The sequence below is a fragment of the Castellaniella sp. GW247-6E4 genome (genome assembly GCF_040276065.1).
Taxonomy (GTDB): Bacteria; Pseudomonadota; Gammaproteobacteria; order Burkholderiales; family Burkholderiaceae_B; genus Castellaniella.
The window spans coordinates 621,918-636,178 of record NZ_JBELOI010000001.1 but is presented as its reverse complement, the minus strand read 5'-3'; the positions used below and the strand labels follow the sequence as shown (position 1 = coordinate 636,178).

The window sequence follows — 14,261 nt, the reverse complement described above, 5'->3', positions numbered from 1 at the left end:
GCCCCGGGACACTACAATGCCTCAATGCCAGGACGTCGCCTCTTTTCGCTGCTGCTGCTCATCGGCGCGGCATTGCCCGCGATGGCGCGGGACACCCCGCCGCAGGGCACCCAGGACCCCGCCGCCGTGGCCGCCCAGGCCGACGACCTGCTGCGCGAACTCGCGGCCAGCCATCCCGGGACACCCGACATCATGGTGGACGAGCCGCGCATCACCCAGCAGCCCGCCTGCGCCCAGCTCGAGGCCTTCCTGCCCGGCGGCGCCGAGTTGCGCCCGCGCACCTCGGTGGGCATCCGCTGCCTGGCCCCCCAGCCATGGACCGTGTATGTGCAGGCGAATGTGCGCATCATGGGGCATTATTTCGTCGCCAACCGCACGATCAACCGAGGCGAAATCCTGTCGCTGGACGAGTTGGACACCCGCGAGGGCGACCTGCTGCGCAACCATCGTCTGATCGGCGATCCATCGCACATCGTGGGCTGGGTGGCGACGCGCCGCATCGCCAAGGGATCAGCCATCCAGGGCAACGCCCTGCGCGACCCGCAATCGATCGAGCGTGGCCACATCGTCCGCACGGTGGCGCGCGGTCTGGGTTTCGTCGCCACGGGCGAAGGCCAGGCCCTGCAATCGGGGGGGCCGGGCGCCCAGATCCAGGTCCGCACCAGCTCCGGGCAAATGATCACCGGCACAGTGATCGACGCCCACACTGTTCAGGTTATGATGTAAAGGGTATGGGGAACACCCTAAATTTCGCGGCCCCAGCGCCGTTACATTGAAGGCACCAGCAACACCCCAGACCAGACCTCCCCGGAGACGACCTTGAAAATCAGTTCCACTTCGTCCAATTCCCTGCTGAACGGGGTCACCGGAGGATCACGCACCGAGCCGGGTGGCGGCTCGCCGTCCCAGAAATCCGGCGGTGCCCGCTCGCCTGTCGACCTCAGCCCCGCGGCGCGCCACCTCTCGGCCCTGCAGGACGGCGGCGCTGACATCCAGGCCCAGCGCATCCAGCAGATTCGCGACGCCCTCGCCTCGGGCGAGCTGCAAATCAACCCGGGCCGCATCGCCGACGGCCTGCTGGCCAGCGTCCGCGACCTGCTGAAATGAGCACCGAGGTCGAGGCCCTGCTGCACTGCATCGACCAGCAATCCGCGCTGGTTCGCGAATTCATCCAGACCCTCGACGAGGAATCCGCCCTGCTGCTGGATTCAACGCCCAACGAAACCCTCGAGGCCCTGACCCAGCGCAAAAACGACTATGCCCAGCGTCTGGGCGATCTGGACCGTGAACGCGCCCAGCGCCTCGGGCGGCTGGGCTTTGGCGCCGACCGTGACGGGGTCGAGGCGGCGGTCTTCGCCCATCCGCCCCTGCGCGACGCCTTTGACACCCTGCTCGAGCTGGCGGGACGGGCGAGCGAACTCAACCGGCGCAATGGACAGATCCTCGATGTTTTTCTCGCCAGCAACCGCCGTGCGCTCGACACCCTGCGCGGGCTGATGGGCGAAAACCTCTACGACGCCAAAGGCCGCCTGTCGCGGCCGTAGCTGGAATCCGCTATCGAGGCGCGGCGCGCGGATGCGCGAGGCCAGTCCGGCCCGGTCCGAGTCAGCCCAGGACTTCTTTCAAGGTATAGAGCTTGTCCAGCGCGGCCGGCGCCAAGACTGGCCGCAACACATCCTGGCCCAGCATCCGCGCACAAACCGCAGCCGCTTGGGCGAGGCGCGGATCGCGCCACAGGCGCCAGGCGGCCAGCCCGAGCTGCGCCGCTCGCAGGCTGCGGGTCAGCATGGCCTCGCCCGGCCCGTCCGTATCCCCGAGCATCGCCGCCGCCAGGCGCCACGCCGCATGGCAATCGACGCGCGCCGCCAAAGCCTGCGCCAGGATGATGGGGTCCTCGGGGCCCTGAGGCGTGGCCAGGGCATACCAGCACCGCAGCTCGCGGCCATCCTGGCGATCGATCGCCCGCAGGCAGACCGCGCGGGCCTCCAGCGGCTCAAAACCACGCGTCCGGACACCGACCCGGCCCGTACCGACCCAAAAGGCCACCCGCGCATCGTCCAGGCCGACAAAAGCCGGTCGATGCGCAAACGCCTTGGGATCCAGGGGCTGGACGGTCAGGCGCCTGCACACGGCCGATAGGGTGGCCGGCCCGCCGCCCAGCTCGTGGACCCGGGTGCGGGCGCCGCATTGTGCCAGCCAATGCACGCCCCGGGATTCCAGCGTGCGCCACAGCGTCGGCGCCCCGCCCTCGAACACGTGCAGCAAAGGGCTCGCGGCCGCGGCGGATTCGGCGGTGATCTGCGCCAGCAGGGCATCGGCCTGCGTGGGCGCGACCGGCCGGTGCGCCTCGATGGGGGAATACCAGCCCTCGGCCAGCACCAACTGCTGTGAAGTCGCAGCCAGGGCGCGACCATCCAGTCCGCACCAGGCGCTGGCGAGCCAGGCGCCGCGGCGCGAGCCCAGATGCAAGGCGATGCGGCCATGCACGGCCAGCGTGAGGCCGCCGGCAGCGCCGAGCTCACGCCGGGCGACGCTGCGCAGGCGCTCGACCCCTTCGGCCACAGCGGACTCGTCGCCCCTGCCCTGCGCGCGCCACAGCTCATATCCCTCGGCCAGGACGGGATCCTCGTCCAAGGCGGCGACCGCCGCTCGGAGATCCTCGGCGGCCAAGGCCTCGCCGTCCTGCGCCGACAGAGTGAGCAGGCGCGGCAGCAAGTCCCGCTGGCGTTGGGCCGCCGCCGCGTCCCCGCCCTCGGCGGGGCGCGTCATGGACAGCAGGGCCGCCAGATCGGCTTCGGTGGGCGCGTATAGGGTGCGCCCGCCCTGGGCGGGCGCCAGGGCGTGGTCGACCAAGGCCTCGGTCGGCAGGAACAGCAGATGCTCGGGCACTTTCTGGCCGTTCGAGACATAATGAATGGGCAGTTGGTAGCGAATCGCCGTATCCAGCGCCGCGCCCAGGCGGCTCGCCTCGTCGATCTTGGTGATGATGCAGCCACGCAGCGGCGTGCCGCCGTCCCCGGCGTACGAGCGGGCAACCTCGTCGAGGGTATCGCCATGGCTCGAGGCGTTGAGCACCAGCAAGCGCGAGACCGGGCGTTCGGCGCTGGCCAGCAGCGCCGCCTGCTCTGAAATATACTGGTCGCGCTGGCTGATCCCCACATTGTCCACCAGGATCGTCTGGTCCGGCCGCGCGCTCTGAACGACGCGCCGCATCTCGTGAATATCCTGCACCACATGCACTGGCACGCGCAGCATCTGCCCGTAGATCTTGAGCTGCTCGTGCGCCCCGATCCGATAGGTGTCGGTGGTGAGCAGGATCAAGCCGTCGGGGCCGGCGCGCCGCACGCAGCGCGCGGCCAGCTTGGCAATGGTGGTGGTCTTGCCCACGCCCGTGGGGCCGACCAGCGCCAAGGCCAGCCCGGGCTGCCACAAGGTATCCTCGGACGCCAGCACCGGCAGATGCTTGACGAGTTCCGCGCGTGCCCACTGGAATGCGGCGCGCTCGCCCATGTGCTCGGGCAGTCGCTTGAGCATGGCCCGCAGCAAGGCCGTGCTGAACCCGAAGCGCAACAGCGTCTGGAACAAGCTCACCGCGCCCGGCGCACGCCGCAACTGGCTACCCCACAGCAGCTCGTCGATGCGGCTCTCGAGCGAGCCGCGCAACTCGCCGATGGCGCCGATCAAATCCTGGCCCGGGGCGCTCGGCGCCACCGGACGCGCCGCCGGGCGCGCCGGGGGTGTGGGCGGCGGCGCCTGATCGGCGGCATGCGCGGGCGCGGGCGTCTGGTCCGTCGCCAGGATCTCGACGCCGCCATTGACCCGTTTATTCGAGACGATCAGCGCATCGGGCCCCAGCGCCAGGCGGACCTGGCGCATGGCTTCCCGGTTGGTAATGCCGAAGAAACGGCTGATGTTCATGCGGAGCTCCCGCCGATGACCGCGGTGATGCGCATCATACGCTCATCGGGAATCTCGGCGCTGGAGAGCACGCCCATCTGCGGAACGTGATGCCGCAGAAAGCGCGCCAGCGAGGCCCGCAGGGGTGGCGGCACGACGAGCACAGGGGCCTCGGCCTTGTCCTCTTGTTCTTGGACGACGCGCAGCGTGTCGGCAAGCAAGCTGTCGGCCAGGCCGGGCTCGAGGCCCCCGTTGCCGCCCATGGCCTGCATGAGGACGCGCTCGAGGCGCGCATCCAGGCCGATGGCCCGCAACTCGCCCTCGCCCGGGAACCAGTGCTGGGTGATCGCCCGGCCCAGGGCCACACGCACCAACGCCAGCAGCTCACCCTGGTCGGGGCCGCCGCCCGAGGTATTGAGCGCGGCCAGACGCGGCGCATGCTCGGTGACAGTCTCGAGAATGGAGCGGGCATCGCGGATGGGGACCTCCTCGTCCAGCAGGCCGCGCAGCAGGTTCTGCAACAGCGACAGGGAAATGGTCTTGGGCACCAGATCCTCGACGAGCTTGGGCAGGTCGCGCCCGACATGGTCGAGCAGTTGCTGAGCCTCCTGGCGGCCCAGCAAGCGCGCGCCGTGGCGATGCATCAGGTGATTCAGGTGGGTGGCGACCACAGTCGCGGCATCCACCACGGTGTAGCCGGCGATCTGGGCCTGCTCGCGCATGGACACATCGATCCAGACCGCCGGCAGGCCGAAGGCGGGATCGGTGGTCTGCGTGCCTTGCAGCTTCATGGTGACCTCGCCCGGATCGATCGCCAGCCATTGGCCCACCAGGGCGACACCACGGCCGATCTCGACGCCGAACAGCAAGATGCGATAGTCGGTGGGCTTGATCTCGAGGTTGTCGCGGATGTGCACGACCGGCGGCAGAAAGCCCATTTCCTGGGCGAACTTCTTGCGCAGACTGCGGATGCGGTGCAGGAGCTCGCCGTTTTGTTCGTGATCGACCAGAGAGATGAGGCGGTAGCCGACCTCCAGGCCCAGCGGGTCCACCACGGAGACATCGTCCCAGCTCGCCTCGGCCGCGGCGGCGGCCACGGCGGCCTCGGCACGGGCGGGCTCCTCGGCGGCGTTGGCCTGCTCGCGCTGCTGACGCTGGTGCAGCGCCCAGCCCATGCCGCCGATAATCGCGGCCAGCAACAGGAACGCAACGTGCGGCATATTGGGGATCAGGCCCATCAGGGTCAGGATGCCCGCGGTGATGAACATGACATTGGGGTTGGAGAAGAGCTGCCCCATCATCTGCTGGCCGATGTCCTGGTCGGTCGCCACGCGCGACACCACCACCCCAGCCGCGGTCGAGATCACCAGCGCCGGAATCTGGGCCACTAGGCCGTCGCCGATCGTCAGCAACGTATACACCCGGCCAGCCTCGCCCACCGGCAGATCGTGCTGGGCCACGCCGACGATCAGTCCCCCCACTACGTTGATGATCATGATCAACAGGCCCGCCACCGCATCGCCGCGCACGAATTTGCTGGCGCCGTCCATGGCGCCGTAGAACTCGGCCTCTTGCGAGACCTCCGCCCGGCGGCGGCGCGCCTCGTCCTCACCGATCAGACCGGCGTTCAGATCGGCGTCGATGGCCATTTGCTTGCCGGGCATGGCATCCAGCGTGAAGCGCGCGCCCACCTCGGCAATCCGGCCTGCACCCTTGGTGATCACGACGAAGTTGATGATCACGAGGATGACGAACACCACGATCCCGACCGCGAAATTGCCGCCCACCAAAAAATGGCCAAAGGCCTCGATCACCTGGCCGGCGGCGGCCGGCCCCTTGTGGCCGTTGAGCAGCACGACCCGCGTCGAGGCCACGTTCAGCGACAAGCGCAGCAGCGTGGCGAATAGCAGTACCGACGGAAAGGCGGCGAAATCCAGCGGCTTGCGAGTAAACATCGCCACCAGCAGAATCATCACCGACAAAGAGATGTTGAACGTGAAGAGCAGATCGAGAATGAACGGCGGCAGCGGCAGGATCATCATGGCGAGCACCATGAGGATCAGCACTGGGCCGGCCATCAGGCGAGCCTGCCCCGAGCCCTGGGATTTGAGAAAGGCGAGAAAGGCGTTCATGTCGCAGCCGCGGCGGCAAGCGGTGCCGCGCCGCCCGGGCGCGGATCCAGTTCAGAGGGCACGTACAGCGCGCGGGGCGCGGTCGGCGGCACGCCCGCCCCCTGCCGCCAGCGACGCAGTTGATAGACCCAGGCCAGGACCTCGGCCACGGCGGAATAGAGCGCGGCTGGGATCTCTTGGCCAAGGGGAACGTGGTGATGGAGGGCGCGCGCGAGCGGCGGCGCCTCGAGCGTGGCGATGTGGTGCTCGGCGGCCAGCTCGCGGATGCGCGCGGCGATCAGGCCGGTGCCCTTGGCGACCACCGTGGGCGCCCCGCCCTGCCCCTCGCGGTAGCTCAGGGCCACTGCGTAGTGCGTGGGATTGGTGACGACCACGTCGGCGCTGGGCACCGCCGACATCATGCGGCGGCGCGCCATGTCGCGTTGCTGTTGGCGGATGCGCCCTTTGACGTACGGGTCGCCGTCGCTTTCCTTGTGTTCTTGCTTGACGTCCTCGCGCGACATGCGCAACTGCTTGTAGTGGTTCCACAACTGCCAGGGAACATCGATCAGGACGACCACGATCAGCGAGGCGGCGATCAGCAGGCAGCACCAGGCCACCAGGCCCAGCCCGCGCGTCAGCGCCTCGGTGGGCGCCATGTGCGTCAAAGACAGCATGTCGTCCCGGTAATGCCAGATGACCATGACCCCGACGGTGCCGATCAGCAGCGCCTTGGCGATGGTCTTGACCAACTCGACCAGGGTCTGCATGGCGAACATGCGCTTGAACCCCTTGAGGGGACTCATGCGCTCGAACTTGGGCTCGAGCGCCTTGGCCGAAAGCAGGAAGCCGCCCAGCGCGACCGACGAGAACACCCCCACCAGCGCGAGCAGGCCAAAAATCGGCAGCACCAGCAGCAGAGCCTGCCAGGCGGAATCGCCCGCCTGCTCGACCATCACGCGCGTATCGCGCGCGATGCGCGGATCGAACCACAGGCCGCCGCGCAGCACGCCGTTCAGGACCCGGTACATATGGCCGGCCCCGAACCACAGGCCCGCGGCGCCGGCCACAATCGCGAGGAACGTACCCAACTCGCGCGAACGCGCGACCTGCCCCTCCTCGCGCGCCTTTTCCAGGCGCCGAGGGGAGGCGGGTTCGGTTTTTTCTAGATCGCTATCCTCGGCCATGCGAGCGGGAGGCGGGAAATGGGGACAGCCTGGATTCTAGCTCCCGGGCGCCCCCCGCGATCCGCCAAGCAAGGCCGCTTAAGCGAGGCTGTTCAGGCACTTAGCCGGGGCTGGCTGCTGGCCCGGCCAGTGAGCTCTTCGTAGCGCAGATAATCCAGGCCTATGCGCACCGCGCCCCAGCGCGTGCCATCCAGATCCAAGGGGATCGACACATCGGTGATGATCTCGCCAGTGTCGCGCATATAGGTCTGGCACATGACGCCGCCCTTGTTGCCGATGGCGTTCTTGCTGATCTGGTCGTCGAACAGGCGTTTGTCGCGCACATGCAGAGTATCGTGCGCCACGTCGCCGGTCGGCTGCCGCGCATAGCGCGCGTTGTGGGTGGGCGCATAGCCCTTGCCGTCGATCAGGATCGCATAGTAGCCGGCCGGCAACTGCTCCAGAACGAAGTCGAGGATCCGCTGCAGGGGCTGGTCAATGGTCCTGTCGTAGCCGACGTGATAACGCGGCGGATTGCTGCCCGGAATCTGGCGGTACGAGCGGTCGAAGATGTCGAGCCCCTGTCGCTGCGCCTGGTGCAGCAGGCGCACGCAGGCCTCGCGCATGGATTCCAGAATGTTGACCAGCGCATCGAAGGGGGTGCGGCCCGTGCGCAGGGCCGCCAGCATTTCCTGCAGGCTCTCGGCCTGCCGGCGCACATCCTGCACCTGTCCGCGCATCGTGCCCACCCGGTCGAGCACCTGGGCGCTTTGCGAGGCGATGCGCGAGACGGCGGCACTCATGTCGTGGTTGGTCTGGTTGACCTGCGAGACGTTGTCGGCGACCTGGTCCATCTGCCCGCCCATGCCCTCGAGCTCGTGCACCAGCGCGGTGAATTGCTGTGAGAAATCGCCCACCATGGTGTTCGAGGCCGTCATGTCGGCGTGAATGTGATCGGTCTGGCGACGCGTGCTGGTGACCAGCCCAAGGATCTCTCCGGTGTGCCGGACGATGTCGCCGGTGGCCGCGTTGACACGCTCGGCGAGCTTGCCGACCTCGCTGGCAACCACGGCGAATCCCCTGCCCGCCTCACCCGCGCGCGCCGCCTCGACCCCGGCGTTCAATGCCAGCAGGTGGGTCTGCAAGGCGATGTCCTTGATCAGGCGGCTGGTGTCCTCGACCGAGCGGGCGCGCTCGTTCAGTTGCACCACCATCTCGGAGAAAGCCTGCATCTGCGCGGCGACGCGCCCCACCCGATCATGCAGTTCGTCGAGCCGCGAGCGCGTCTCCTGCAGGGATTGCAGTTGGGTCCGGAAGGACTCGGCCATGCCGATGACGGTCTCGTTGGTCTGCTCGGACAGGCCGGCGATCTGATTGCCCTGGACCGACAAACCGTCGGCATCGAGCGCCTGCCCTTGTGCCAGGATTTCGCATTCCTCGGTATAAGCCTGCAGGCGGGCGGCGTTGATGGAAATCTGGATGCTGGAATGACGCATCACCACGAAGCGCGCCCTCAAGGAATCCAGGAAGCGGCCCACCGGCCAAGCCGCCGGACTCAGGGTCCAGGATCGGTCGGCGAGCGTCGCGTGTCCATGGCTCAGGCGATTGAGCAACCGTCCCAGGCCAAGGGTCCTGCCGTGATCTCTTTTCATGCTGTCTCCTTTTGACCGGTCGCCCATTCCGTCATGGGCCGTATCTAGACATCAATTCATGATTCGCCCGGACCGCTCGTTTGCACCCGCAACGGCACGTCACCGCCCCGCGTGCCGCTCAGAAACCGAGGCTCGCGAGCAGATCGTCGACCTGGTCCTGATTGGCCACGACATCCGCCTTGCCGTCGGGTTTGACCGCCGGCCCGTTGAGCAGCGACCGGGTTTCCTCGCGCCGGTCCTGGGGCACGTTGTCGATCAACACCTGCACGAGCTCGGTCTCGATGGCGGTGACGACGCCCAGCATCTTCATGATCACCTGGCCGGTCAGATCCTGGAAATCCTGGGCCATGATGATCTCCATGACGTTTTGCTGGGTGGCCTGGGTCTTTTCCGGGATGTCCTTGAGCAGGGCCCGCGTCGCATCCACCAGCTCGCGCGCCTGGCCCAGCTCGACCGGATGGTCGAACCACGCCTGCCAGCGCGTATCCAGATCCTGCGCCTGGCCCTGCAGGGCGTCCTGCCAGGGCTGGATCTGCTCGGCGGCGTTGAGGACGCGGTTGGCGGCCTGCTCGGTCATCTGGGCGACGTAGTGCAGGCGGTCGCGCGCATCGGGGATCGCGTGCGCCGCATCCTTGATCGCCTGGTCCAGGCCCAGTTCGCGCATGCTCTCGCGCAACATCCGGGTTAACTGCGCGATCCGGTGGATCAGGTCTATGGGTTCCTCGGGGAACGCACCGAGGCTCATGCTGTTGTCCGTTGTCATGCCGTCCTCCACTCAGAGTTTCTCGAAGATCTTGTTGAGTTTTTCCTCGAGGGTGGCGGCGGTAAAGGGCTTGACCACATAGCCGCTCGCCCCCGCCTGGGCCGCCGCAATGATGTTTTCCTTTTTTGCCTCTGCGGTCACCATCAGGACGGGCACAGACGCCAGGTTGGGATCGGCCCGGATCTGCTGCAGCATCGTCAGCCCATCCATATTGGGCATGTTCCAGTCCGACACCACGAAATCGAAGTTGCCGTTACGCAGCTTCTCGAGGCCGATGGCGCCGTCCTCGGCCTCATCGACATTCTCGAACCCCAGGTCCTTGAGCAGGTTCTTGATGATCCTGCGCATCGTCGGGAAATCGTCGACGATCAGGATTTTCATGGTTTTCTGTACCACCGGTCACTCTCCAATATCAAAGGTGTCAGTACGCATCCATTTGGGGCGGGGCCGTGCGGGCCTCAAACCCGGTGCCCATAGGCGCCCACGCTCTTGAGTATTCTCTCGCTCATGTCCGCCAGCGGGACGGCCTCCTCGGCCGCCCCGATCAGCAGGGCTTCACGCGGCATGCCGAAGACGACGCAGCTCGCCTCGTCCTGGGCGAAGGTGCGCGCGCCGGCCTCGCGCATGGCCAGCAAGCCCTGCGCGCCGTCCTTGCCCATGCCGGTGAGGATCACGCCGATGGCGTTCCGGCCCGCGACCTGCGCGGCCGAGTGGAACAGCACATCCACCGATGGCCGGTGGCGGTTGACCGGCTCGGAGTACTCGAGCTTGACGACGTAATTGGCCCCCGAGCGCGCGAGCTTCATGTGCGCGACGCCGCCCGGCGCGAGATAAACGTGGCCCGGCAGCACGCGCTGTCCGTCCTCGGCCTCGTGGACGCTCATCGCGCACAGGCCGTCGAGACGCTGGACGAAGGATTTCGTGAAACCTGCGGGCATGTGCTGCGTGATCATGATGGCCGGACTATTGGCCGGCAGGGGTTCGAGGACATGACGGATGGCCTCGGTGCCGCCCGTCGAGGCGCCGATCACGACGAGTTTTTCGGTGGTCGCAAACGCCACCGCCAGGCGCTTGCGGGCGCCCCCGTCCACCATCTGGCGCTGGCGCGGCCGGGCGAGCGCGGCGGCGCGGATCTTGTCGGCGATCATGTCGCTGTACTCGAGCAGCCCGTCGCGCAAGCCCAGCCTGGGCTTGGTCACGAAATCGACCGCGCCGAGTTCGAGCGCACGCAAGGTCACCTCGGAATTTCGCTCGGTCAACGAGGACACCATCACCACCGGCATGGGCCGCAGGCGCATCAAGCGTTCGAGAAAATCCAGCCCATCCATGCGTGGCATCTCGACGTCCAGCGTCAGCACGTCGGGGTTGTGCTGTTTGATGAGCTCGCGGGCGACCAGCGGGTCGGGCGCCGTGGCCACCACTTCCATATCGGACTGCCCGCCGATGATCTCGCTCATGAGGCTGCGGACCAGCGCCGAATCGTCCACACACAAAACGCGGATTTTCTTCATGGGTGCCATGTCTGATTGCGCCCGACCTGTCAGGCCAGGGTATAAACGGTCTGCCCCTTCAGGCGCAAGGCCTTGGTCAGGTACGTGAAATTCTCGGAGTGCCCGGCAAACAGCAGGCCGCCGGGCTTGAGCAAGGGTACGAAGCGCTCGAGGATCCGAGTCTGGGTTTGCTTGTCGAAGTAGATCATCGTGTTGCGACAAAAGATGGCGTCGAATTGCTGGGTGAGCGGCCACTGGGGCGCCACCAGGTTCAGCACATCGAAGGACACCATCTCGTACAGCACGGGCTTAACCTTGGCCATCCCCGCCTGCCGGCCCGATCCACGCAGGAAATAACGTTTGAGAAAATCGGGCGGCACGGGCTTGATCCGGTCCAGCGTATAGATCCCCGCGCGCGCCTGCTCGATCGCCTGGGCGTCGATGTCGGTGGCGATGACCGACAAGCCCGCCTCGGACTGCCCGCAGGCGTCGTGCAGGGTCATGGCGATGGTATAGGGCTCCTCGCCAGTGGAGGCGGCGCAGCACCAGACCGTGACCGGCCGCTTGCGCGACTTGACCCACTCGGCCAAGATCTTGAAATGATGCCGCTCGCGAAAAAACGCGGTGTGATTGATCGTGAATGCGCTGATGAAGCGCTCCCATTCGGGAGCCGCCGCATCGAGCTCGAGCATGGACAGGTAGTCGCGCACGGACTCCAGGCCCAGATGGCGCGTGCGCAGGCCCAGGGTGCGCGCAGCCATGTCCATCTTGTGTTCGCCCAGGACGATGCCCGTGCGCCGCCGCAGAATCTGGACAGCACGCGAGAGCTCGTCCGGCTCGGCCCTGGGCAGGATCGGTTGGGAAAAAAACGAGGTCGCCAGCGTTTCGCTGCTCATGCCGCGCGCCTGTGCATCACACGGCTCACGTATTCAGTGCCAGGGTGGGCAGCACAGGCTGAGACCGGTATCCCAGCGCACCGCCCGATACGTCGATCACCTCGCCGCCCTCGCGGATCTTGAAGACCGAAACCGCCTCGGCGAGGCGCTCGGCCTGCTCCTGCAGGGAGCCCGCCGCCGCCGCCGCCTGCTGGACGAGCGCGGCATTCCGCTGAACCACCCCATCCATTTCGGTCACCGCCTGATTGATCTGCACGATGCCGTCGGACTGTTCGCGCGATGCCGACGAAATCTCGTGCATGATGGCGGTCACGCCCTGCACGGACTTGACGATCTCGTCCATGATGCGCGCCGCGTCGCCGACGCGCTCGGAGCCTTCCTTGACCCGCCCGATGGATTCGTCGATCAGGCCCTTGATTTCCTTGGCGGCCTGGGCGCTGCGCTGCGCCAGGGACCGCACCTCGCCCGCGACCACGGCAAAGCCCTTGCCCTGCTCGCCCGCTCGCGCGGCCTCGACGGCGGCATTGAGCGCTAGAATGTTGGTCTGGAAGGCGATGCCGTCGATCACGCTGACGATCTCGGACATCTTGCCCGAGCTCGCGGTGATCCCGGTCATGGTCTCGGCCACGACGGCCACCGCCGCGCCGCCGCGCTGCGCCACCTCGGCCGCGCTCTTGGCCAGGCGATCGGCCTGCTCGGCATTGTCCGAGTTCTGGCGCACGGTGCTGGCGAGCTCCTCCATGCTGGCGGCCGTCTGCTGCAGAGAGGCCGCCTGCTGCTCGGTCCGGCTGCTGAGATCTGTGTTGCCGGCAAAGATTTCCTGCGACCCGTTGCGAATCTCGCCCACGCCGCCGCGCACCGATGCGACGGTCCGGGACAGGCCGTCCTGCATGCGGCGCATGGCCTCGTACAGCACGCCGATCTCGTTGCGCGCCGTGGCGGCGATGGGCCTGGTCAGATCACCGGCGGCAATTCCGTCGAAGTGGGCGCCGGCATTGGCCAGGGGCCGCAACACGACCCGCTGCAGGAATACATAGGCCGAGAAGGCGAACAGCAAGGCCACCAGCATCGAGACGCCGACGATCGCCACGACGCGCTCGAACAGGGTTTCCTCGCGGGTCACGGCCTCGGCGATGTGCAGCCGCTGATACTCCTTGAGGGTCTCGTAGGACTGCTGCAGGTTGGCCTCCATGGGCACGACGAGATTGGTGAGAACATCGTTGTAGGTCTCCATCTGGCCGCTCTTCAGGGCGTCGAGGAGCTTGGTCAGGCCGCTGCTGGTCAACTCGTCATAGGCGTTGATCACGCGGTCGTAGCCGCTCTCGGGCGCCATGGTCGCCTCGGCCTGAGTCTTGAACACGGAAAAAGCCTCTCGGGAACGGGCGATCTGGCGTTCGGCCTCTTTGAGCAGGGCCTGGCTGGCATCGCTCAGGCCGCTGGCCTGCTCATCGCCGCTCCAGCTCGAGACGATGCTGTTGTTGAGCAGATCGCTGTTCACGGTGAAGCTGGCCATCGTGCGGCCCATCATCACCTGGACATCCTGATACTGGTTGATCGCCGCGTCCATGCTGGAGGCGGTGTGCTGGTCTCGAACGATGCTCTTGAGGGCATCATTGTTGAACCTGAGCGACAGCACGCCGAGCGCCGCCCCCGCGACCAGCATGACAAAGAAAAAGGTCAACACCAGGATCAGGCTGGTGCGAACCTTGAGGGCGCCGAATAAGACTTTTTTGCCTATTTGCATGAAGAGTCCCGCCTCTGGATGTCAGGGAATGCGCGGAGGGCCGATCAGGCCGCCGCGCTCTCGACCAGCGCCATTTCGTCGCTGGTCATGAGCTTTTCGATGTCTACCAGGATCAGCATGCGCTCGCCCACAGTGCCGATGCCCATCAAGTGCTCGGTCGAGAAGGCGGACCCGAATTGCGGTGCCGGGCTGATCTGGGAGGACTGCAGCATCAACACGTCGGACACGCCATCGACCACGACCCCCATCACCCGCGAATGGACGTTCAGGATCACCACCACGGTCTGGTGGTTGTATTCGATCTTGTCCAGGTTGAACTTCATGCGTAGATCAACGATGGGGACAATGACCCCGCGCAGATTGGTCACCCCCTTGATGAAGGACGGCACGTTCGCGATCCGGGTGACCGACTGGTTGTCGTAGCCTCGGATTTCCTGGACTTTGAGGATATCGATGCCGTATTCTTGCTCGGCCAGCGTGAAGACCAGGAACTCCTTGCCCTGGCCCTCGGCCTGGTCCCGTTTTTGATTGAGATTCATGAT

Annotated in this window: 13 protein-coding genes; 3 read left to right on the top strand and 10 right to left on the bottom strand. The window is 66.6% G+C overall.

Annotated elements, in window-relative coordinates; translation table 11 throughout:
- The first annotated feature begins 24 nt into the window (after window positions 1-24).
- From flgA to ABS761_RS02955, 3 genes are all read left to right on the top strand, one after another.
- Window positions 25-726, top strand: coding sequence for a flagellar basal body P-ring formation chaperone FlgA (flgA, locus tag ABS761_RS02965; protein ID WP_350406551.1), 702 nt, complete (start codon window positions 25-27; stop codon window positions 724-726).
- A 93-nt stretch (window positions 727-819) separates the two neighbouring features.
- Window positions 820-1,107, top strand: a complete 288-nt coding sequence (gene flgM, locus ABS761_RS02960) for a flagellar biosynthesis anti-sigma factor FlgM (protein ID WP_350406550.1) — start codon at window positions 820-822, stop codon at window positions 1,105-1,107.
- A complete protein-coding gene (locus tag ABS761_RS02955; RefSeq protein ID WP_350406549.1) occupies window positions 1,104-1,544 on the top strand; it encodes a flagella synthesis protein FlgN in 441 nt (146 codons plus the stop codon). The genes flgM and ABS761_RS02955 overlap by 4 nt, the downstream gene beginning before the upstream one ends.
- Before the next feature lie 61 nt (window positions 1,545-1,605).
- Here the strand turns inward: ABS761_RS02955 and flhF are convergent, their stop codons facing one another.
- The 10 genes from flhF to ABS761_RS02905 form a co-directional block, all read right to left on the bottom strand.
- Window positions 1,606-3,918, bottom strand: coding sequence for a flagellar biosynthesis GTPase FlhF (flhF, locus tag ABS761_RS02950; RefSeq protein WP_350406548.1), 2,313 nt, complete (start codon window positions 3,916-3,918; stop codon window positions 1,606-1,608).
- Window positions 3,915-6,029 (bottom strand): flagellar biosynthesis protein FlhA, encoded by a 2,115-nt coding sequence (flhA, locus tag ABS761_RS02945; protein ID WP_350406547.1) that lies wholly within the window; start codon window positions 6,027-6,029, stop codon window positions 3,915-3,917. The genes flhF and flhA overlap by 4 nt, the downstream gene beginning before the upstream one ends.
- The gene (gene flhB, locus ABS761_RS02940) at window positions 6,026-7,195 is read right to left on the bottom strand and encodes a flagellar biosynthesis protein FlhB (protein WP_350406546.1); all 1,170 of its coding nucleotides are present in this window, start codon (window positions 7,193-7,195) and stop codon (window positions 6,026-6,028) included. Before flhB ends, flhA begins: the two co-directional genes overlap by 4 nt.
- Before the next feature lie 92 nt (window positions 7,196-7,287).
- The gene (locus tag ABS761_RS02935; RefSeq protein WP_350406545.1) at window positions 7,288-8,826 is read right to left on the bottom strand and encodes a methyl-accepting chemotaxis protein; all 1,539 of its coding nucleotides are present in this window, start codon (window positions 8,824-8,826) and stop codon (window positions 7,288-7,290) included.
- Between the two features lie 118 nt (window positions 8,827-8,944).
- The gene (cheZ, locus tag ABS761_RS02930; protein ID WP_350406544.1) at window positions 8,945-9,589 is read right to left on the bottom strand and encodes a protein phosphatase CheZ; all 645 of its coding nucleotides are present in this window, start codon (window positions 9,587-9,589) and stop codon (window positions 8,945-8,947) included.
- Between the two features lie 12 nt (window positions 9,590-9,601).
- Window positions 9,602-9,985 (bottom strand): chemotaxis response regulator CheY, encoded by a 384-nt coding sequence (gene cheY / locus ABS761_RS02925; protein ID WP_350406543.1) that lies wholly within the window; start codon window positions 9,983-9,985, stop codon window positions 9,602-9,604.
- Between the two features lie 62 nt (window positions 9,986-10,047).
- Entirely contained in the window at window positions 10,048-11,100 is a 1,053-nt protein-coding gene (locus ABS761_RS02920; RefSeq protein WP_350406542.1) for a protein-glutamate methylesterase/protein-glutamine glutaminase, read from the bottom strand.
- Window positions 11,101-11,129: 29 nt separating this feature from the next.
- Window positions 11,130-11,975, bottom strand: coding sequence for a CheR family methyltransferase (locus ABS761_RS02915; RefSeq protein ID WP_350406541.1), 846 nt, complete (start codon window positions 11,973-11,975; stop codon window positions 11,130-11,132).
- 25 nt (window positions 11,976-12,000) lie between these two features.
- Window positions 12,001-13,719 (bottom strand): methyl-accepting chemotaxis protein, encoded by a 1,719-nt coding sequence (locus ABS761_RS02910; protein WP_350406540.1) that lies wholly within the window; start codon window positions 13,717-13,719, stop codon window positions 12,001-12,003.
- A 44-nt stretch (window positions 13,720-13,763) separates the two neighbouring features.
- Window positions 13,764-14,258 carry a chemotaxis protein CheW gene (locus ABS761_RS02905; protein ID WP_350406539.1) on the bottom strand — a complete coding sequence of 165 codons (495 nt, stop codon included), beginning with the start codon at window positions 14,256-14,258 and terminating at the stop codon, window positions 13,764-13,766.
- Window positions 14,259-14,261: the final 3 nt, after the last annotated feature.